The sequence below is a fragment of the Streptomyces sp. NPDC020422 genome (assembly GCF_044386705.1).
Lineage (GTDB): Bacteria > Actinomycetota > Actinomycetes > Streptomycetales > Streptomycetaceae > Streptomyces.
Genome location: NZ_JBIRVJ010000002.1, coordinates 446,307 through 465,739, shown reverse-complemented (window position 1 = coordinate 465,739; position 19,433 = coordinate 446,307). Strand labels below are relative to the sequence as shown.

Sequence of the window (19,433 nt, the reverse complement as noted above, 5' to 3'; positions counted from 1 at the left end):
GGAGCTCGCTGGCTCATGTCCACAGAGCATTGCGCTGACCAACAGTTCCTGATCCGTCTCAGGGCGTTGTCCACACCCCTGTCTCACCTACCGGGCAGTTCCTTGTGGGGGTGGCAGTGGCGTGCTGGATGATGGGACGGTGCAACTCCCCTACGTCTACCGCGTGACCAAGTACGACCCCGCCGACCGTGACGAACACGGGCACTACACCGGCAGTGAGGACGCGGTCAGCGATCACGGCGAGGTCGAGGCGTCTTATCTTCAGGCGGTCGCGGCCTTCGCCGAGGACACCGGCGTCGATCACCTGGCCGTACGTGAACCGCAGGTCCCGGCCTTCGCGCACTTTGGTGCGGAGCCTCCGGTGGACGGCTTTGGGTTGGCCGGGCTCTTCCCTGCCGGTCCGACCGGCTTTCACGACGGGGCAGAGGTACCGCTCGACGTCGCGCTGGAGTTGGTGCGCGCCATGTTGCGTGACAACGGCGCCTGGTGCCGGCTGGAGGCAGAAGGCGCGTTCGCGGTCCATGTGGGATGGGACCAGTACCTCTATATCGGCAGTAGCCGGCCCTGCAGGGAGGCACTGGCCACAAGCCGCGCGCTCGGGCTGTTCCCGGAACGCCTGGACTCCTCTCCGTACGAGATGGAGGCCGATGGCGCAGATGTCCGGCGGCCCGGCGACGACGAGTTCTGGGCCGGTCTGCGCTGGGCAGTCGCCGCATGCCGCGCCGGGCTCCTGGAAGAGACGTACATCGAAGGCGCCTCGCGGTGGCACCGCCTCACGCGCGACTCCGTCGACACGGTTCGCGCCGGGATCGCTCCCCGCGCCCGGCTGGCCGTGTGGCCGGACCTGTCCACCGACGTCGACGCGGTCATCGGTGCCTTCCCCGCCGAGGGCCTCGTCGAATGTGTCTGGCAGGACAAGGACGGCCGGATCCACAGCGCTGTCGCTGACGAGGATGAGTTCGCGGAGTTGGCTGCCCGGCTGTCCGATGCCGAAGCTGCAGCGCTCCTGTCCGTGTACGCCGGTGAACGCGCTCCTCTGTTCACCGCTGTCATGCCCGACGACGACGGAGTGGTACGGGCCCGCTGGCAGACCGAGCCGACGCCGAGCGACCGGAATTGGGCCTTCCTCAAGACCCTTCACCGAGGCGAGACCGTCACCGGCACGGTGACCCACATCGCCGACTTCGGCGTCACCTTCGTGGACATCGGCGGCTTCGAAGCGATGATCAATGTCCCCGAGCTGTCATGGCGTCCCTTCAACCACCCATCCGACATCGTCTCCGTCGGCCAGGAGATCGACGCCGAAATTCTCGACGTCGATCCCATCCGTGAACGCGTGTCACTGTCCCTCAAGGCCCTGCACGAAGATCCGATGCCGCTGCTGACCGTGCAGATCGGCCAGACCCTTGTCGGGCGCGTCACCAGACTCATACCGTTCGGCGTCTTCGTACGCATTGAAGAGGTGGAGAACGGTTTCGAGGGGCTGGTACACAACTCCGAACTGGCCGACGAGCACCTGGAAAACCCTCAGCTCGGCATCCAGGTGGGTGACGCACTACTGGTCAAGATCCTGGACATCGACACGGTCCGGCGTCGAATCACCCTCTCGCACCGGCAAGCTGTTTCAGGGCTCTAGCCCCAGGACGTATGACGCAAGGCGACGGGACGAAAGTCGCCGACTGGTCAAGCAGGAAGGGGGAGCCGGACGCGGCAGGCTCCCAGCCCTGCGCCAGTGCCTCTTCGATACTGGCGGCAACATGTTCCGGCCTGACGGGCTCCGCTGCAACGCCCAGCCAGTTACTGGGGTGCGGTTGGCCAGTGGTGACAACCAACGTCCTGCCCGGGCGGTCGTCGTCGGCGAGTTCGACGGCGTAGGCCAAAGGCGTCCAGCACAGTCCCTGCGGGTACGACGGCTTCCGGCGGATCCGCCAGCGGTAGGCGGCCCCGTCGACTGTGATCCGCCGAGAACCCTTCTTGTTCAGCGCCATCAGGCCCCTCTCCTGCTCTCGGACCGTGATGCCCTGACATCGACCTGCGCCCGTAGATCCCTGGCTGCGGTGGCGACCTTCCTCCTGAAAGGTGAGCGCCCCGACCCGCGACTCTCTCGGCGACGGCGCAGGTGTCATCGATGTGCATCGACATCGACCGCCCCCCGCACCGCCGCCCTCGCCCCTGGCTTGTCCGCCTGCGTCTCGCTGGAGGAGGTGCCACCGCTCGTGCGCGATGCCGATCCGCGGCCCGGACAGCTCGGATGGCAGGTGTGGGCCGAGCCTGTCGTCGGGGACCCGAACCTGTGGTGCGCCAGCTTCAGCGCCGGCGTGCCGCATGGCCTGGCCGCGATCTTCGGTTCCTCGCTTGCCTCGCCCCACCCGTGCTCCGGTCCACCCTGCCGGCGGGAGTCGAGGGGCGGCTCACCGTCGTTCAGCCGGGGGTTGATCGACAGAGGAGAGCACGCCGGTCGGAGTGAGGCAGGACAGCGGGCGATCCCAAAACTTCGGGCCGATTGCGGGCCGAACGGCCGCCAGAGGCCCCCTCTGGCCGGTTTCAGCCGGACAGACCAAGCCATCCGGAGCCCTTGCTCCGGCGCGCCCGCCCCGACCGAAAACCGCCCCTGACCAGCAAAAAGACCCTCCCAATGGGAGGGTCTTCGTCGTGCGCCCCCGGCAGGACTCGAACCTGCGGCCAAGTGCTTAGAAGAGACTTGGCCGCAGCAGCGTCCCTAGGCCGCTGACCAGCCACTTCGATGCTCTCTGATGCGCTCTCTCGGAGCTTTCCCCGCGCATCCACCGGAGGGCCTGATTCCGGGCACTGCCAGAGCATGTTCCATCTAGCTTCTGAATTATCGCGACTCAAGCGACTCATCGCGTCTCAGCGCAGGTCAGAGGGGGTGCCCACGAGACGAGCATCGCGACTCAGCGCGGCTCAGATCGCGACTCAGCCCGCAACGCAGAAGAGACCACCGCCCGCGGCCGTGGTCTCTTCTCGATTGCACCGGCAGCCGTCATCATGGTGCCCGGCCCCGGGTGCCCGCTCAGTCGGGCAGCGGACCGCCCCAAGCACGCTCGGTCAGCTCGCCCAAGACTCCCGGCGCGACCGTCCGCGGGTCGACGGCCTCACTGGGCGCGGACGTCTTGTACGTACCGTCGGGCTGCTCGGATCGGTCGTAGTCCTTCACCCAGAACACCCGGCGGACGAACCTGCCAGTGTCTCCGCTCGGGGCATCCGACTTGAGCACGGAGTAGCCCACTCGCCGGCCTGCCCCGTTGCATCCCACCGGCTTCCGACGAGTGGTGGACAAGCGAGCTACGGTCTGGCGGACATAGTCGAAGTCACTCACGTCCTCGGTCCAGACGATCTGTTCCTCGTGCTCCAAAGCCGCACGATCCTCCAGCAAGGCTCCTCCTGAGCTAGTCCAGTTGCCCCAGCCGCCAGCTTCCCCACGCGCTGCAGCCCGTATGCCTGGCACATCAGCCCGAGGCCACCACAAGGTCACGCATGGCCACACGCTTCCAGTTGGAGAGGAAGCGGCGAGCCAGGCTGCCAGCCTCAGACGTCTGTTGCCGAGACGGGTCGTTGCGACCAAGGACCGGTGACTCCCGATCGGTCTTGGTGATGCACGCCCCTCAGACAACCCGACTTCGGTACGCACGACTGAAGTACGCAAAACCTCTCGAGGCAGGCGCCGCGTCGCTACGATTGACACATGCAGGCTTCCAGCGTGGCTATCCAGGAAACACAGATGGTGATCCTTGCAGAAGGAGACACCCCATCTGCGGCAGCTAACGCCCGTGGGCATCTATTTGAAAAATTCATTGCCAAGGTGCTTGAGCGACTGGGCTATGAAGAGCCACGCTTGGAGAATCTAAACGTAACGTCCGACGGGATCGAGCTTGACGTAACAGCCATTCATCGCCTCAATCGGCGTCAGGCCATTGCCGAGTGCAAGGCGTACTCTTCTCCTGTTTCTGCAAAGGAGCTTGTCGCCTTCTACGGTAAGCTAAATACCGAAAGACTCGTCCAGGATGGTGCCGGAATCGATGGTTTCTTTTTTGCGTTGCCGAGAACCACTCAACCGGGCGCGGAAAAGGCTCGAGTGATTGAGCAGCATGACTCTGCTTTTCGCTACCTGAATGCCGATGCAACATCCCGTATCGCCCAAGAAGCTGGCCTCACTTCTCCGCCCCCCGAGGCGCTTAATTCCCTAATTACTTCGGATCCAGCAATTGTGATCACCGAACACGGTGTTTACTCTTGCCTCAAGTCTCTCGATCCTGAAACTAGGACGACTGCAGAGGTTGTTGCATGGGCTCACACGGGTCGGGTTCCAAGCGCTGTTGTTGATCTCATCAAGCATTCCGATTATGCGGCAGGAGCGAGTGTTCGGGATGTAAGAACTGAAGGGGCCGCACCTACAGCAAGCCTGCCAGTATATGAAGAGTCTATCATTGTCGAAGTTAGAGGAAGTGGGTCAGATTTCGAGTACCAACTTCCTGCTTCACCCCAGTACTTCGTCGGTCGCAGAAAACTGATTTCCGAAGTAGAGGAGATCCTCTCAAGCGGTTCCTCTGTTGTGGTTATTAACGCCCAGTCGGGGTGGGGAAAGAGCTCTTTGGCGCTCCGACTGAAAGAGTCAGCGCGAAAGCTCGACGGGCTGTGCGTTGTATTTGATACCCGCACGGCCTCTAGTCAGGAATATGTAGCTCATGCGCTGCGCAGGGCAGCGACTCAGGCTCAAAAGAACAAAATCCTGACGCTTCCTGAGGCATCTTCTTGGGCTAGCTTGGGAAGTGCTCTAGAGACTCTAAAGGCTGCTCAATGGAGCCCCGGCTCTGGCCCCGTATTGATTTTTTTCGACCAGTTCGAAAACATTTTTAATGATGAGCTTCTCACGCGTGAATTCCGTAACTTGGCGCTCGGAGTTCACGAGTTGGAAAGCCCAATTAGTGTCGGCTTCGCATGGAAGACAGACCTTGTTGGATGGACGGAAGCTCACCCGTATCGGTTGCGCGATGAAATTCGCTCAAATGCGCATGTGGTCCAACTTTCACCTCTTGGGCCGGGTGAGGTCGATACGCTACTGAGGAAACTAGAACAGCAACTGGGCGCAAAGCTCGTGAGGGATCTGAAGGAACGACTTCGTGAGTACTCCCAGGGACTCCCCTGGCTCTTTAAAAAGCTTGCCGGGCATGTCCTAAGCGAGGTAGCAGGCGGGGTTACGCAATCTCAACTGGTAAGCGAAGCGCTCAACGTTCAGAGTCTCTTTGAGAAGGATCTTTCTGAGCTAAGTCCAAATGAGCGCGAGGGGATCTATCAAATCGCCAGGTACGCCCCAGTGCCCGTCTCTGAGGCGATGGAGATCGTTCCCGCAGAGGTGGTTCAGAGCCTGCTCAATAGGCGCCTAATTGTACAAGTCGGCGAAAAGCTGGATACGTACTGGGATATTTTCCGTGACTTCTTGGTGAATGGGACTGTCCCTATCGAAGAGTCTTTCATCCTTCGAGTCTCCCCAATGTCCGTAGGTAGACTCGTGAAAGAGGTTCTCGATTTGGGTGGGAATGCGGCAGTCGCCGATTTGGCCTCAATTATGAAAACATCGGAAACGGTCGTATATAACCTGAGCCGCGATCTCCGAATGTTTGGCGTTCTCGCGTACGAACCCACCCGAATTCGACTGGTGGAAGAGTTCCTTTCGGTTGATGATAGTGAGGAGTACTTGCGTCGTCGGGTAGCGAAGTCGTTGAGGCGTCACAGGGCCAACTCGACATTGGCGAGGCTGGTGGATCAACATGGCGAAGAGGTTCCTGTTGCCTCTTTCGCGCGAGCTCTTCCGCGCGCTTTCCCGGCCGTAGCTGCCGGGGAGAAGACATGGGGACTCTACGCTAAGTCTTTTGCGCAGTGGTTCGAATACGCGGGGATCGCACGGCTGCAAGCTCAATCGCTAGTTCTTATGGAGGAGACTGAGCAGTCTACGGTGAAGCTGCTTTCCGAAAACCTGCCCCGTCGCTGGGGGAGAGGTGTATTTCCTAAGAAGACTCCTGGTCCTTCCATCGAGCTCTTGAAGCGGGTGCATGCCGGCGCAGAAGTTAAATTGGGTGGTTCTGGGGTTGAGGCGAGAGCAGGCCAGGAACTTTTGACGCTGGGAGTCGTAGATGCAGGTGTGGACGGGTTGCTTAAGGTAAATGAGAAAACTCCGCTCACCTCATCGGGAGAGCTCATCCCGGAAAGTCTTCTGGAATGCTTGGAGCGAAAGCCGGGGATGGCGGAGGCGCTCTCTCTATTGAAGGCAGACCCTGCAACCAAACCCGATGTTCTTGGTGCAGTCATTGCGCGGGCATATGACGTTCAGTGGGCTCCAGGGACTCTTGAACTTACGGGAAAGCAAGTCAGAGGTTGGGCCAAGGTTGCTGGTCTGAAGCTGCGACGCTGAGGGAACGGCTTATGACTGTCTGCGGCACAGGGACTGTCCAGGCTGCGGGAGGTGGAGGTAAGCGAGTGGTGCAGCCGCCTTTATGTATCCACACGGGCGCAGGTATAAGAGCGTTAGATGAGACGGCTCGTAAAACCCTCCGCGCAGAGCCGCTTGTAGGCAGCCATTACAGAAGCTGGGATCTCTTGGCGAAGCATGAAGCCTTGATCCGGGTAGAGCAGCAGCCGTTGTTGGGCTCCCACTAGCATGTCCAAGACGAGCTTGGGATCCCCGATCAGGTCGACGTACTTTGCGAGCCGCATCGGCGCGGACGCACTCAAAATCTCGATTCCCGGCCAGAGTTGGCAGGCGGTTGCGTAAGCTCGGCGCTCCTCGTACGGCTTGCTGACGAGGAGTACCGAGGAGACCGCGATGTCCCGCTCCTCAAGTAGGGCGCGTGAGAAGCGGATGTTTTCTCCAGTGTTCCGTGCTTCCGGCTCGACGAGCATCGCGGAGGCCGGCACCCCCAGTTCCAGCGCGCGGTCCCGGTAGTGCTCTGCCTCTCCCCGAGGCATGCGGTCAACGGTCGTCCGGCTAGTGGCGCCGGTGAAGACGATGAGGGGGAACATACCGCGGTGGTAGAGGTCGGCCGTTACGTCGGCCACGCTCAGGTCGTGGCTGCCGAGGCCGATCCCAACCGAGCAGGGCCTCGGCTCGTGATTCATTTTCTGGAAGTCCCAGAGGACTTGAGCGTCAGTCCATACCTGCTCGGAGATCACTGGGTCGCCTCCTGGGAAGAGTCGGGGACCTTGAAGTCGTATGACCAGGAGAACCGCGTCGCCGCGTGGATCCCGACCGCGAACTCGACCACTGTGCCATCAGCCGTGAACGTCGTGCGGTGCAATTCGACCACCCACTCGCCGGGAGCGAGCTGGAGGAGCGCGGCCTCGTCCGGCGTCGCGACGCGGGCCCGGAGTTCCTCCCGCATGTGGTCAATCTCGTACCCGGCGTCATAGAGGACTCGGAAGCCGCCGCCCTTGCCGGCGGGGCCCGGCTCCGGGTCGACGATGCGCGTGCCCTCCACGTGCTCGGGTCGGTAGTAGCTCGTCAGGGTGTGTGTCGGCTGGTCGCCTTCCTTCACCAGCCGCGCCCGCGCATACACCTCCGCGCCCTCCGGGAGGCCATGGGCCGCGGCGACAACCGCGGGGGCCGGCACCCGGCTGACGTTCTGTGTCTGCTCGCCGCGCTTGTACGCCCGCCCGGATGCCACCCGGTCCGCGATGAAGGCGACCTCGTCGCCGTCGCGCCACTTCACCTTGTCGTATCGCGCGATACCAAGGCGCTTCAGCGGCGCCTGTTCCCGTACAACCGTCCCGTGCCCACGGGATGAGGTCACCAGCCCTTCAGCCTCCAGAGCCTTGTATGCCGCGTGAACAGTGGACTTTGAACCTTCGCCAGCCTCGACCAGATCGCGGATGTGCGGAAGCTGCTGGCCAGGGGTGAACTCGCCACTCCTGATGCGCTCAGCCAGCTTGTCTGCCAGTTCCCGCCACTTCGGCGCCACTCGCGCTCCTCTCTACGACGTCCAGTCAAACACAGTCCCAGGACTGTTGACAGTCCTGGGACTGTGAGTCATTGTCGTGTCACGCCGCTCGCAGTCCCAGGACAGCGAGGATCCGGCCCTTCTTTGTGCTGGCCGGATCTCCGGCGGACAACTGAACAGTGTGATCCACCGCAGCAACACGGCCGTGACAGCTCCGACCGGTGGCGAGTGGAGACCAGCCGATCGAGACCGGGCCCGCGTCACAACCGGGCCCCACAACCCCACAGGGGGACACGCAGTCGGCTCTAAAGAACCGCGTGGCCGACCTTGACGCCGCGACGCGCTCCGGGAGTCGGACCTCCCCGGGGTCAGCGGCACCACGCGAATCGGAGGTCCGACGCAATACCCCACGACTTCCGCAGCTCTCGGCTGCGGCCGGTCGCCTCCTCCGCCCGTCTCGTACGGGCGGGGTCGAGGAGAGCCGGAGAACCCCCTGCGCTCCAACGGCGAGAGGCCCCGGTGCTCGAACACCGGGGCCTCGGTTCGGGCCGCCCCAACCCCGTGAAAGGAAGTACGACCCATGAACGTGATCGTTGCTGGTCAGAGGATCGTTACCCGGGCCGAGCTGATCGAGGCCGCGCTCGGCTTCGACGCCGACCCCGTCAAGCCGCTGGAGTTCGACTCGGCGGCCGGCCAGGACGCGCTCCGGGACATCGTCGCCACCCTGGAGATGGAGGCCGCGACCGACGTCGACGGCGAGGACCTCGCCCACTACCGGGGCCTGCTCGGCGCCCGGGTCCTGGCCTTCCCCCGCCGCTCCGCCCTCGGGTTCGAGCGGGGTGCCGCGTGAACACCATCGCCTACTACGTCCTGCTGACGCTGTGCATCGGCGTCGAGATCTGGGGCGCCCTCACTGGCATGAACGACCTCATGAACGTCGGCGCGATCGCGGCGTTCGGTGTGCTGGGCGTCGACCGGCTCCTGCTCCGCGCCGACCGCTACGAGGAGTTCGCCGAGGCGGGTGAGGAGGAGTGAAGACACTCGCCCAGGTGCTCCTGTTCGTGCTGACCGTTCTGGAGCTCTCGCTCGGCCTGCTCGCCGGGACGGTGGCCCTGGCCAGCCTGATCACCGAGACGGTCGCCCGCGCGGTCGCCGGTCTCGACGAGCGGTTCGCTCGCCGGTTCCGGCTGGCCCGTCTCTCCCCGAAGCTCCGCAAGGAGCTCGCCGACGTCCTGTACGGGATCACGACGACGCCCGCCGGAGGTACCCGATGAGCACCTACCGCGATGACCGCCGGGCCGATCGGGCTGCCGAGCGGGCCCAGGACCGTGAGGACCGCCGCCTGGAGCTCGAAGCCGCCGCACAGCGCGAGGCCGCGCGGGCGGAGGAGCGGCGCAAGGACGCTGAGGCCAAGCGGCGCCAGGAGCAGGCCGACAAGAAGGCGAAGCAGGCCGAGCAGGCGGCGAAGAAGGCGGCCGCGGCCGCCCGCCGCGCCAAGCTGGTCCGCTGGCTGAAGACCAACCCGGCGACGCTGTTCGTGGCGTTCGTGATGGTCGCCTCCATCGTCCCGGCGATCCTGTCCCAGATCGGCGCCCTGACCGGCGCGACCGTGGCGGCGCCGATGGCCGGCCTGCTGGCGGCGATGCTGGAGGGCGGCGCCTGGGCGATCACGTTCATGGGCAAGCAGGCCGAGGACGCGGGCCGCGAGCCGAGGAAGTACCGGATCGGTACCTGGGCCGTGGCCACCGTGGCGGCCGCGGTGAACTTCTGGCACGGCTGGGAGCAGTACAGCGAGCACCCCTGGGTCGCGTTCGTCTTCGGCGCTTCCTCCCTGTTCGCCATCTACATCTGGGATCTGAAGACCCACGGCTCCCACGGCAAGACTAAGGCCGAGAAGGAGGCGAAGAAGGCCCGCCGGGCGCACGTCTCCGCCCGGCGCAAGCACCACCCGCAGATCGTCGAGCAGGCGGTGAAGCTCCAGGCCGCCCTCCCGTTCGGAGTGCTCGACGATGAGGCTGCGTTCGCCGCGGCCTGGCGGATCCACACCGGCGCTGAGCCGGGTCTGTCGGCCGAGCTGTACGCCACCGCGACCAACGCGGTGCTGAACCTGGGGGCGGCGTTCGAGCTCGGCGACAACGTCCGCGAGGAGCTGTTGGAGACCGGGTTCAAGGCCGCCCGCCTCAACCCCTTCCCCGAGCTCCTCGCGAACCCCGAAGCCCAAGCGGGAATTGGGCCGAAGCCGTCTGAGAAGCCCCGTCAGACCCCGCCGCAGGGACGGTCCGAGGGCGAGCTCAAGGAGCTCCTGCCCGATGCCCTGACGGTCGCTGCGGAGCTCGTCGCCGAGGGGCGTCAGATCTCCGCGACCGCGCTCGCCAAGCGGCTGCAGATTCGCCGCGAGGACGCGCTCAAGCTCCGCGACCTGGTCGTCGCCGAGCGCCGCCTGCACGTCGCCTGACCCACCCCGATGACGCGGGGCCCGGCCCTCGCCTGGCAGCACCGGCCGGGCCCCGCTACCTCACCAGGAGGCACAGCAAGCATGACCGAGCACACGCACGCCCCCTCCACCCCGCCCGCCGAGCCGACGATCGCGACCGTCACCTTCCTGCGCCCCACCACCCCGGCCGCCAGCAGCGAGTACGTCTGGGACGACGGAACCGAGGACCTCGACGACCAGGGCCAGCAGCCCGCCGCGGCGGCCGCGCCGCAGCCGGTCGTCGTCCCGCCCATGCCGACCCAGCCGCCGGCCATCGGACCGGAGGACCGGACGGTGGTCCTGGAGACCGCCCGGGTCATCCTCGACAAGACTGCCGCCCCGGCCACGCCGGAGTCGAAGGTGGTCGCGAAGGTCGACCTGGACGACTTCGCCGACGCCCCGCTCATCCCGGCCTGGATGAAGACGCCCGAGGGCTGGGCCGCATGGTCCGGGGTGTTCTACCGGGCCCGCCGGCGGGACTTCCGCCGCTGGGTCCGCCGCCAGCGCACCGACAAGGGCCACATCCGCCAGTTCGGCCGCGGCGTGCGCCGCAGCCACGAGTGGGTCGTCGGCTTCGAGGGCGTCCGCGTCCAGAGCGCGGCGCACACCGCGCACGTCCTGACCCGCGAGGCCCGCCTCGCCGCCCGCCACGCCCGCTTCACCCCGCGCATCCTCGGGGCGAAGAAGGAGCTGGCGATGAAGGCGGCGGAGAAGGCGACGAAGGCCGCAGAGGAGGCCGTGCTCCTGCACAAGAAGGCGAAGAAGGACCGCAACCGCGCCCGCAACCTCCGCGCGGGCGTCGTCTACGGCCCGCCGCTCGCCGGAATCGGCGGCGCCTACGTCATGGGTGGCACGCTCGGGCTGGTCGCTGGCCTGTTCGCCACTTTTGCCGGGGGCGCGTTCGTCGGCCGCACGCCGTACGACGAGGAGGAGAACTGGACCACCGAGTGGCGTTCCCTCGGTGACGGCGACCGGATGACCGCGCCGATGCTCGACCAGACCTTCCGCGCGGCGAAGGTGATCGGGGCGGAGGAGACGCTCGGCGTCGTGCAGATGCCGATGCTCGACAACCGCGGCGCCTGGACCGCCGTCCTCGACCTGCCGCCCGGGGTGCCGGCCAAGCGCGCGATCCGCGCGACCGACGAACTCGCCGCCGCCTTCGGTGTCGAGGAGGCCCAGGTCTCCATCACGAAGAAGGGCCGCGCCGGCCGCATTGAGCTCTACGTCTCCCGCGACCTTCCGTTCACCGACAAGCCCAAGCCCGGCCCCCTCCTCGACCTGGAGAAGCCCGCCAACTTCTGGGGCCCCATCTCCATCGGCCCGGACGTGCGGGGCCTGCCCGTCTCGATCTCGGTCGTCGAGCGCTCCGGCCTCGTCGGCGGCGAGCCCGGCGCGGGCAAGTCGGCCTCGGGCAACACGATCCTGCTCGATGCGGCGCTCGACCCGCGCGTCATCCTCTGGCTCGCCGACGGCAAGGGCGGCGGCGACCTGGAGCCCTTCGAGGCGCTGTGCGAGGCCTTCGAGGGCGACGCCGACCCCGAGGCGTTCTACGGCATGCTGCAGGACCTCATCCGGGACATGAAGCGCCGCTACGCCCTGCTGAAGAAGCTCGGCAAGCGGAAGGTCACCGAGGAACTCGCCAACCAGCACCCGGAGCTGAGCCAGCTCCTGCTGTGGGTCGACGAGCTGATGTTCTACACGACCGACGAGGAATACGGGAAGAAGATCACCAAGGCGCTGCGCAACCTCGTCTCGCGAGGCCGGGCGGCCGGGATCGTGACGTTCTGCGCCACCCAGAAGCCCGGCTCCGACGTCGTCGACACCTCGCTGCGCGACCTGCTGTCCATCCGGTGGGCACTGCGCTGCACCACCCCCGAGGCGTCCGACACGATCCTCGGCAAGGGCGCCGCCGCGTCCGGCTACTCGGCCAAGACCATCCAGGCCGAGATGCGGGGCGCCGGCTACCTGTGGGCAGAGGGCACCAACCCGGTCATGGTCCGCGCCGACTACTACACCGACGAGCAGGTCGCCGTGCTCCTGGAGCGCGCGACCGAGTGGCGCCGCCAGGCCGGAACCCTGCCCAACGCCCCCATGTCGCTCGCCGACCAGCTCCGCGCCCAGGGCGACGAGGACGCGCAGATCATCGCCCAGGTGCTGGACGTCTTCACCGCCCACGGCACGGACGAGGGCCCGGCCGAGTGGCTGCCCGGCCAGCTCCTCCTCGACCGGCTCAAGGCCGCCGGCCACCAGGTCACCGCCGAGAAGCTCGGCGCGCTCATCGTCCGCACCGACGAGGAGAAGGCCAAGCGCCCCTGGGGCGAGAAGGGTTCCCGCGTCGCGGGCTACCCGCTCGCCCGCGTCGAGGCCGCCGCCACTGGCCGATTCGGACTTACCGCCTGATTCCGACCCGGACGCCACCCGGACCGGCGCCCGGATTGACCCGGAATGCCCCCTGGTGGACCGGGCTCCGACCCGGCCGCCGGACATCCCGACCCGGGCATTCGCGTCCGGGTCGGGCCTCGATCTGTCCGAGTCGCCCAACCCTCTGACCTGCGAGAACGCGGAGCCGTCCGGGCTCCGTCCGGGTCTTCGTCTTAGCTCAAACCGGTACATAAGGAGTCAGGCACCGTGAACGCCCAGACCCTCACCGCCCCCGCCAACCCGGCCCCCGAACTCGCCGACGAAGCCGCCCTCCTGGTCCGCGAGATCGAGCAGTACCTCATCGCCCGGACCCGCACCACCGCCCACCCGCTCCTCACCAAGACCACCGCCGAACTCGTCGCCGAAGCCCTCAGCACCCTCGCCCCGGCCGCGCCGGTCCTCACCGCCCCGGCCCGCGCTCTGCGCCTCCTGCCCGACTGGGTCCTCGACTTCCCGTTGCTGCGCCAGCTCCACGGCGGCGGCCGGCGCATCAGCGTCGCCGAGCACCTGGAGCTCACCGCGCTCGTCATCGAGCGCTACGGCTGGCACCACGGCGCGCTCCGCTCGACGTCGGGCCGCCGCTGCATCCTCGGCGCCCAGGCCGTCCTGTTCCGCCTCGGCTACGGCGACGAGACCACTGCCCTCGCTGCCAGCCACCGCCTCCAGGCCGTCCTCGCCCAGAGCCGGATCACCGAGCCCTACCACCGCTGGAACGACGCCCCGCACCGCACCCGCGAGGAGGTCCTCACGCTCGTCCGCACCGCCGCCAATGCCGCGCGCCAGCAGGGCCGGTGAACACGTACCGGAAGAACCTCGCCCCGGCCGGTCTCATGACCCGCCGCCAGCTCCGCGCGGCAGGACTCCGCCCTGGCGGGCACGACCCGGTCGCCCAGATCCGCTACTGGCGCCACGGCTGGCAACTCGCCTACCTCTACGACGCCCAACTCGCCCTGCCTAAAAGGCCGATGACCCCCGGTCGGTGGCGCTCCCATGAGGCGATGATGCGCGCCCGCCGCACGTGCCCCGACTGCCGCCTCGATCGCGGCTACTGCATCCCGACCTCGCTCGGCACCTGCCCCGACTGCGCCGGCATCGGTTGAGAGAGCTCGTGGAATCAGCGGCCGCCCGCCTAGCGGCGGCCTCGCTTCAGGCAAGGGCTCGCCAGCACGGCCGCCGGTCCATGTCCCCGAGCTTGCAAGCACCCAGGGCCCACGCAGCCTACCCAGCCCCCCCGCCCCCACTGATCAAGGAAGTTTCGACATGGCCATAACCGTCTCGCTCGTCGCCCTGTTCGGACTCGTCCTGTTCTTCCTCCTTCGCTCCAACACCCTCGGCTACGGCTCCGCGTTCATCGCCGCCACGTTCGGCTTCTTCCTCGCCTCCACCGGCGCCGCCGGACCCATCAACCAGCTCGCCAACGCCGTCCTCGACGCCATCCCCAACCTCTGAGGAGCCTCCATGACCCGCAAGACCCTGCCCTGGTTCGAATCCCTCACCGACAGCGTCTTCGCGCTCGGCGCCGCCGCTCGCGAGACCCGCACCGCCCACCAGGCCGCCAAAGCAGCCGCCGCCCAGTACGACCTCGACCGCGTCCGGCTCCTCGACGGCGAGATCATCGTCCCCGGCCTGTTCACCCCGCCCCGGCCCCACGACCGCGCCGTCATGGGCATCGGCAAGACGCTCCAGGAGTGCCAGGACCGCATGGAGCGCCTCTACACCGACGCCGCGCTCAGCTACGCCTACGGCACCGCCTGGGCCATCCTGCGCGTCCTCGACAACCAGGAGCCGCCCCGCGTCGAACTCGGCCTCACTGCCGAGGGACACCTGACCCTTCCCAGCGAGCTCGCCCCCATCCCGCCGCAAATCACGGGCCTGGAGCGCTGGTGCGACAACGCCAAGCTCGAAGAGGCCCGTCTGCGGTGGTGGGCCTGCGACTCCGCCGCCGAGTACGCCTCCGCCCTCGACGACGAGCCGTACCTGAGCGACCAGCAGGCGAACGAGATGCACGCGGCGTACGCCGAGGGCCAGGGCATGGCGGACGCCGCGCACGTCTACGGCGTCCTCGCCGAATCCGCCCTCCACTACGCCTTGCTCGGCGCCCGCGCCCGCCACACCAGCCGCTAGCTACGCCGAGGGCGGCCCCCCATTCCGCCAAGAACCGGGGCTGCCCTCGTCTACCAGCACCTTCTACAGAACTGGAGACACCTAGCATGACCCAACCCACCCCCAACCGGCGAGACCTCCTCGCGCACGCCGTCGCGGCGGCCGAGCGCGGGTGGCACGTCTTCCCGCTCCGCCCCCGCGACAAGCGGCCCGCCGGCCACGCTCAGGCCCGCTGCCCCCGGACCGGACGCTGTGCCACCGGGCACCGCACGCCCGAGCAGCGCGCCACCACCGACCCCGCGCTGCTCGCCGCCGCTTGGAAGCACGCTCCGTACAACATCGGCCTGGCGACGGGCCCGTCCGGGCTGCTCGTCGTCGACCTCGACACCCTCAAGCCCACAGACGAAGAAGGAACGCCTGACGGCGTGACTGCCTTTGAGGCGCTCTGCGAGCGCGCCGGGCAGGCCGTCCCCGCCACCTACCGGGTGCGGACCGCCCGTGGCGGGCAGCACCTGTACTTCACCCAGCCCGACGGCGTCCGGCTCGGCAACACCGCCGGGCGGCTCGGCAAGCACATCGACACCCGCGGCTGGGGCGGGTACGTCGTCGCCCCCGGCAGCACCACCCTGGACGGCGCCTACGCCGTCCTGGACAGCATCGCTCCCGTCGCTCTGCCCGGTTGGCTCCTGGACGCGCTCACGGCCTCGCCCAAGCCCACCCGGGATGTGCCGATGCCCCGGACCGTGAAGGGGTCCCGCTACGCCCTGGCGGCGCTGCGCAATGAGGTTGAGAACGTCGCCCGCGCGGCGGACGGGACCCGCAACACCACGCTGCTCAGGGCCGCGAGGGCGCTGGGGCGGCTGATCGCGTCTGGCGACCTGGGCAGGGTGGAGGTTGAGCAGGCTCTTAGTAGCGCGGTGGCGGGGAACGCGACCGAGCGGCAGCGGTACTACGACGACGTCATCGCCCGTGGGCTGGACTGGTCGATCGCCCACAACCCCTCCGCCGGCCGGAGCGCGGCATGACCAACCACACCCCCCTCTCCTCTAAGAGCCTGTTCGGCCTCCGCGCTCCCGAGGCCGCCGAACAGGCCGCGTCCCGGCAGGCCGTGGGCGCTCCGAAGGCTGTCGCCGAAGGCGTCCCTTCTAGCTCTGACCCGCACCTGACGGCCGAGCCACGGATCGTCGGGATGCTCCACATCGGTGGGGCCAGCCGCGGCGGCCTGCCGACGGCGCACTCGTGGTGTTCCTGCGGCCGGGACCTGAAGGCGTTCGGGCACCGGCAGATCGAGCGCCTCGCCGCCGACCACGCCCAGCACCGTTCCCAGTGCCCGCTCCTGGCCGAGAGGAAGGAAGCCACATGACAGGCACCCTGGAGCTGCCCTCACCTTCCAACCCGATGGCCGTCGCACGGAAGCTCGTGCCTGGCTGGCACACCGAGGACGGGCACCTGCGGCTGAGGCGCTGGCGCGGGTCCTGGATGCGGTGGACCGGGACCTGCTGGCGGGAGTACGACGAGCAGCAGATGCGCGCCGGGCTCTATAAGCGCCTGGAGCACGCCACGTTCAGCGCTGGCCTCGACAAGAACGGCGAGCCCGAGGTGCGGCAGTGGGCGCCGACGAAGACGAAGATCAGCAACCTGCTCGACGCCCTGAGCGCTATCACCTTCCTCCCCACCGACACCGACGCTCCGGCCTGGATCGACGGCGAAAGCGGCAAGCACGACGCCAGCCCGATCGTCGCCTGCCGCAACGGGCTTCTGCGGATCCGGGACCGGAAGCTGCTGCCGCACACTCCCAGCTTCTTCAACCTCGTCTCTGTCCCGTACGACTACGACCCTGCCGCGACTGCCCCCGCCTGGGAGGCGTTCCTCAACGGGATCTGGCCGGACGATCCCGAGTCCATCGCCGCCGTTCAGGAGTGGTTCGGCTACGTGCTCTCCGGCCGGACCGACCAGCAGAAGATCTTGCTCATGAAGGGCCCCTCCCGGTCCGGGAAGGGCACCATCGCTCGGATCCTGAAGGAACTGGTCGGCAAGGAGAACCTTGCCGGCCCCACGCTCGCCGGCCTGGGCACGAACTTCGGGCTCTCCACCCTCGTCGGCAAACCGCTCGCCGTCATCTCCGACGCCCGCCTGTCCGGCGACGGCGGTCAGGTTGTGGAGCGGCTGCTCACCATCTCCGGCGAGGACACCATCGACATTGACCGCAAGTACCGCGAGCCCTGGACCGGGAAGTTGCCGACCCGGCTGATGGTCCTCACCAACGAGCTGCCGAACTTCGGAGATTCCTCCGGCGTCATTGCTCGCCGGTTCATCGTCCTCAACATGACCGTCTCCTGGCTCGGCAAGGAGGACACCGGCCTGACCGGCAAGCTCGCCGCCGAAATGCCGGGCATCATCAACTGGGCCCTTGACGGCCTGGCCCGCCTGGAATGCACCGGCCGGATCACCGAGCCCGCCTCCTCGCAGGACGCCGTCACGATGATGCAGGACACCGCCTCACCCACCTCCGCGTTCGTCCGCGAGCGCTGCACCACCGGCTCTTCACTCGAAGTCTCCGTGGACGTCCTGTGGACCGCCTGGCGCGAGTGGGCCGAGGACAACGGCGTAAAGGCCCTCGGGAGCAAGCAGCTCTTCGGCCGGAACCTGCTCTCCGTCGTCCCTCAGCTCCACCGCACCCGGCCCCGCGACGCCTATGGCCGCCAGGTGGCCAAATACGCCGGAATCGCACTCAACCCGACTTCCTGAGCGGCTTGAGTCGCTTGAGTCGCGACTCATCGCAATGTCACTCCAACTTTTTCGCCCGAGGAGGGCACTAGATGGCCAGCACGCCCAAGACCCGCGCGATGCTCACCGTCCCCGAGCTCTGCGAGGAGCTCGGCATCAGCAGCTCCACCTTCTACGACTGGCGCCTGAAGCGGCGCGCTCCCCGCTGCATCAAGCTCCCGAACGGCGCCATCCGCGTGCGTCGGGTCGACCTGGAGAACTGGCTGAGCGAGCACGAGGACGCTGCTTGATGGACACGACGTACAACGTGAAGTTCTGGAAGACCGGCGTCAACGTGGGCAAGCGGAAGACCACCTACACCGTGCGCTGGGAGTTGAACGGCCGGGAGCACCGCCAGACGTTCGTCACGGCGGCCCTCGCCGAGTCCTTCCGCGCTGGGCTGGTGTCCGCGGCGCGCAAGGGGGAGGCGTTCAGTCTCGCCACCGGCCTCCCGGTCTCGCACATCTCCCAGGCGGCCGGCGTGACGTGGTACGACTTCGCGATCCAGTTCGTGGACCAGCTCTGGGCACGGACCTCCGCGAACAACCGGCGGAACGTGGCGAAGGCGCTCACGCCCATCACGATCGCTCTGCTCCGATCCCAGCCCACCATGTTCAAGGGCGTCGATGTGCGCCGAGCCCTCCGTGAGTACGCCTTCAACACCCTGCGGCGTGACCAGGCCCCGCCGGAAGTCGCCGTGATCCTGCGGTGGGTGGAGCGGAACTCGCTCACCATGGCGGCCTGGGAGGATGAGGGCGCCGTGGAGACGGTGCTGCGGGCCGCCGGGACGAAGCTGGACGGGACCCCCGTGGCCGCCAGCACGGCACGGCGCACCAAGCGGGTCCTGAACGTCCTCATCGAGCACGCCATTAAGAAGAAGGTGCTCAAGGAGAACCCGCTCCCGAAGGGGAAGGGCGCCAGCGCCGCCGCGTCCAAAACCTCCTCGGCCGTCGACAAGCGCTCCCTGCTCAACACGGAGCAGGCCGCCAAGCTGCTCGGCTGGGTCTACGCACGGCCGAGGGGCGGCCGGCGGCTGCACACCTTCTTCGCCGCGATGTACTACGCCGGCGCCCGACCCGAGGAGGTCGTGGCGATCGACGTCGGCGACGTTCGCCTGCCCGACGCAGACGCCGACGACCAGTGGGGCGAGCTGCTGCTCCACACCGCCCACCCCGAGGTCGGTAAGCAGTGGACGAACACCGGGGAGGTGCGTGAGCAGCGGGGGCTCAAGGGAAGGGCCGCCGACGACACCCGCACGGTGCCTTGCCGTCCTGCCCTGACGCGCATCCTCCGGGCCCACATCGAGAAGGAGGGGCTGAAGCCCGGTGACCTCCTGATGCAGGGGGAGAAGGGCGGGGATCTCGCCGGGTCCGTGATCCGGCGAGCCTGGCGGCGCGCCCGGAAGGAAGTGCTCACGCCGTATGAGTTCGGCACCCCGCTCGGCAGGCGCGTGTACGACCTCCGGCACACCTGCCTGACGAACTGGCTGAACGCCGGTGTCCCGCCCGCGACCGTGGCCGAATGGGCGGGCAACAGTGTCCCGGTCCTGCTGGCCACTTATGCCCGGTGCATCGACGGACAGCTGGAGGACCTGAAGCAGCGGATCGAAGGAGCGGGGGAGCTGCCCGACCCGGCGGCGGGGATCTGAAAACTCCACCGCGTATTCACCGAGGCCACCCGCAGAAACGCGGGATGAGCCGGATCCAGCCGGATACGTCCGC

At 67.3% G+C, this 19,433-nt stretch carries 20 protein-coding genes; 17 read left to right on the top strand and 3 right to left on the bottom strand.

The genetic code is table 11. The annotated features are described in order from the left end of the window. Positions 1-163: 163 nt before the first annotated feature. On the top strand, positions 164-1,636 hold the full coding sequence (locus ACH414_RS06160) for a S1 RNA-binding domain-containing protein (RefSeq protein WP_398940927.1): 1,473 nt from the start codon (positions 164-166) through the stop codon (positions 1,634-1,636). 121 nt (positions 1,637-1,757) lie between these two features. After that, positions 1,758-2,615 carry a DUF317 domain-containing protein gene (locus ACH414_RS06155; RefSeq protein WP_398940926.1) on the top strand — a complete coding sequence of 286 codons (858 nt, stop codon included), beginning with the start codon at positions 1,758-1,760 and terminating at the stop codon, positions 2,613-2,615. A 416-nt stretch (positions 2,616-3,031) separates the two neighbouring features. On the opposite strand, the gene ACH414_RS06150 is transcribed toward ACH414_RS06155, so the two are convergent. Continuing rightward, positions 3,032-3,394, bottom strand: a complete 363-nt coding sequence (locus ACH414_RS06150) for a DUF6009 family protein (RefSeq protein WP_398940924.1) — start codon at positions 3,392-3,394, stop codon at positions 3,032-3,034. A 309-nt stretch (positions 3,395-3,703) separates the two neighbouring features. Here ACH414_RS06150 and ACH414_RS06145 point away from each other — a divergent pair, with 309 nt between their 5' ends. Beyond that, a complete protein-coding gene (locus ACH414_RS06145) occupies positions 3,704-6,427 on the top strand; it encodes a restriction endonuclease (protein ID WP_398940922.1) in 2,724 nt (907 codons plus the stop codon). Between the two features lie 113 nt (positions 6,428-6,540). Here ACH414_RS06145 and ACH414_RS06140 read toward each other — a convergent pair whose 3' ends face one another. Both ACH414_RS06140 and ACH414_RS06135 read right to left on the bottom strand, forming a co-directional pair. After that, positions 6,541-7,185, bottom strand: coding sequence for a YdcF family protein (locus tag ACH414_RS06140; RefSeq protein ID WP_398940920.1), 645 nt, complete (start codon positions 7,183-7,185; stop codon positions 6,541-6,543). Continuing rightward, a complete protein-coding gene (locus tag ACH414_RS06135; protein ID WP_398940918.1) occupies positions 7,182-7,970 on the bottom strand; it encodes a GntR family transcriptional regulator in 789 nt (262 codons plus the stop codon). Before ACH414_RS06135 ends, ACH414_RS06140 begins: the two co-directional genes overlap by 4 nt. Before the next feature lie 559 nt (positions 7,971-8,529). On the opposite strand from ACH414_RS06135, the gene ACH414_RS06130 reads away from it, so the two are divergent. The 14 genes from ACH414_RS06130 to ACH414_RS06065 all read left to right on the top strand — a co-directional run bounded on the left by ACH414_RS06130 (position 8,530) and on the right by ACH414_RS06065 (position 19,360). After that, positions 8,530-8,799, top strand: coding sequence for a hypothetical protein (locus tag ACH414_RS06130; RefSeq protein WP_398940916.1), 270 nt, complete (start codon positions 8,530-8,532; stop codon positions 8,797-8,799). Then, on the top strand, positions 8,796-8,984 hold the full coding sequence (locus tag ACH414_RS06125) for a hypothetical protein (protein WP_398940914.1): 189 nt from the start codon (positions 8,796-8,798) through the stop codon (positions 8,982-8,984). Before ACH414_RS06130 ends, ACH414_RS06125 begins: the two co-directional genes overlap by 4 nt. Further along, entirely contained in the window at positions 8,981-9,223 is a 243-nt protein-coding gene (locus tag ACH414_RS06120; protein ID WP_398940913.1) for a hypothetical protein, read from the top strand. Before ACH414_RS06125 ends, ACH414_RS06120 begins: the two co-directional genes overlap by 4 nt. After that, positions 9,220-10,404 (top strand): hypothetical protein, encoded by a 1,185-nt coding sequence (locus ACH414_RS06115; protein WP_398940911.1) that lies wholly within the window; start codon positions 9,220-9,222, stop codon positions 10,402-10,404. Before ACH414_RS06120 ends, ACH414_RS06115 begins: the two co-directional genes overlap by 4 nt. A gap of 81 nt (positions 10,405-10,485) precedes the next feature. Continuing rightward, a complete protein-coding gene (locus ACH414_RS06110; protein WP_398940910.1) occupies positions 10,486-12,822 on the top strand; it encodes an FtsK/SpoIIIE domain-containing protein in 2,337 nt (778 codons plus the stop codon). 228 nt (positions 12,823-13,050) lie between these two features. Beyond that, the gene (locus tag ACH414_RS06105; protein ID WP_398940908.1) at positions 13,051-13,638 is read left to right on the top strand and encodes a hypothetical protein; all 588 of its coding nucleotides are present in this window, start codon (positions 13,051-13,053) and stop codon (positions 13,636-13,638) included. Continuing rightward, positions 13,635-13,943, top strand: coding sequence for an RRQRL motif-containing zinc-binding protein (locus tag ACH414_RS06100; RefSeq protein ID WP_391769048.1), 309 nt, complete (start codon positions 13,635-13,637; stop codon positions 13,941-13,943). Before ACH414_RS06105 ends, ACH414_RS06100 begins: the two co-directional genes overlap by 4 nt. Before the next feature lie 160 nt (positions 13,944-14,103). Then, positions 14,104-14,292 (top strand): hypothetical protein, encoded by a 189-nt coding sequence (locus tag ACH414_RS06095; RefSeq protein ID WP_398940906.1) that lies wholly within the window; start codon positions 14,104-14,106, stop codon positions 14,290-14,292. 9 nt (positions 14,293-14,301) lie between these two features. After that, the gene (locus tag ACH414_RS06090; protein WP_398940904.1) at positions 14,302-14,967 is read left to right on the top strand and encodes a hypothetical protein; all 666 of its coding nucleotides are present in this window, start codon (positions 14,302-14,304) and stop codon (positions 14,965-14,967) included. An 86-nt stretch (positions 14,968-15,053) separates the two neighbouring features. Then, positions 15,054-15,971: a bifunctional DNA primase/polymerase gene (locus ACH414_RS06085; protein WP_398940903.1), complete on the top strand. Its 918-nt coding sequence runs from the start codon at positions 15,054-15,056 to the stop codon at positions 15,969-15,971. Next, on the top strand, positions 15,968-16,309 hold the full coding sequence (locus ACH414_RS06080; protein ID WP_398940902.1) for a hypothetical protein: 342 nt from the start codon (positions 15,968-15,970) through the stop codon (positions 16,307-16,309). Before ACH414_RS06085 ends, ACH414_RS06080 begins: the two co-directional genes overlap by 4 nt. Then, positions 16,306-17,694: a phage/plasmid primase, P4 family gene (locus ACH414_RS06075; protein WP_398940900.1), complete on the top strand. Its 1,389-nt coding sequence runs from the start codon at positions 16,306-16,308 to the stop codon at positions 17,692-17,694. The genes ACH414_RS06080 and ACH414_RS06075 overlap by 4 nt, the downstream gene beginning before the upstream one ends. A 71-nt stretch (positions 17,695-17,765) precedes the next feature. Continuing rightward, a complete protein-coding gene (locus ACH414_RS06070; RefSeq protein WP_382535325.1) occupies positions 17,766-17,963 on the top strand; it encodes a helix-turn-helix transcriptional regulator in 198 nt (65 codons plus the stop codon). Continuing rightward, positions 17,963-19,360, top strand: coding sequence for a tyrosine-type recombinase/integrase (locus tag ACH414_RS06065; RefSeq protein ID WP_398940898.1), 1,398 nt, complete (start codon positions 17,963-17,965; stop codon positions 19,358-19,360). The genes ACH414_RS06070 and ACH414_RS06065 overlap by 1 nt, the downstream gene beginning before the upstream one ends. Positions 19,361-19,433: the final 73 nt, after the last annotated feature.

Bases quoted from the DNA above. Each gene is read 5' to 3' on its own strand.
- ACH414_RS06155 (WP_398940926.1), top strand. From the start codon at position 1,758: ATGTTCCGGCCTGACGGGCTCCGCTGCAACGCCCAGCCAGTTACTGGG.
- ACH414_RS06145 (WP_398940922.1), top strand. From the start codon at position 3,704: ATGCAGGCTTCCAGCGTGGCTATCCAGGAAACACAGATGGTGATCCTT.
- ACH414_RS06130 (WP_398940916.1), top strand. From the start codon at position 8,530: ATGAACGTGATCGTTGCTGGTCAGAGGATCGTTACCCGGGCCGAGCTG.
- ACH414_RS06115 (WP_398940911.1), top strand. From the start codon at position 9,220: ATGAGCACCTACCGCGATGACCGCCGGGCCGATCGGGCTGCCGAGCGG.
- ACH414_RS06110 (WP_398940910.1), top strand. From the start codon at position 10,486: ATGACCGAGCACACGCACGCCCCCTCCACCCCGCCCGCCGAGCCGACG.
- ACH414_RS06095 (WP_398940906.1), top strand. From the start codon at position 14,104: ATGGCCATAACCGTCTCGCTCGTCGCCCTGTTCGGACTCGTCCTGTTC.
- ACH414_RS06090 (WP_398940904.1), top strand. From the start codon at position 14,302: ATGACCCGCAAGACCCTGCCCTGGTTCGAATCCCTCACCGACAGCGTC.
- ACH414_RS06085 (WP_398940903.1), top strand. From the start codon at position 15,054: ATGACCCAACCCACCCCCAACCGGCGAGACCTCCTCGCGCACGCCGTC.
- ACH414_RS06080 (WP_398940902.1), top strand. From the start codon at position 15,968: ATGACCAACCACACCCCCCTCTCCTCTAAGAGCCTGTTCGGCCTCCGC.
- ACH414_RS06075 (WP_398940900.1), top strand. From the start codon at position 16,306: ATGACAGGCACCCTGGAGCTGCCCTCACCTTCCAACCCGATGGCCGTC.
- ACH414_RS06070 (WP_382535325.1), top strand. From the start codon at position 17,766: ATGGCCAGCACGCCCAAGACCCGCGCGATGCTCACCGTCCCCGAGCTC.
- ACH414_RS06065 (WP_398940898.1), top strand. From the start codon at position 17,963: ATGGACACGACGTACAACGTGAAGTTCTGGAAGACCGGCGTCAACGTG.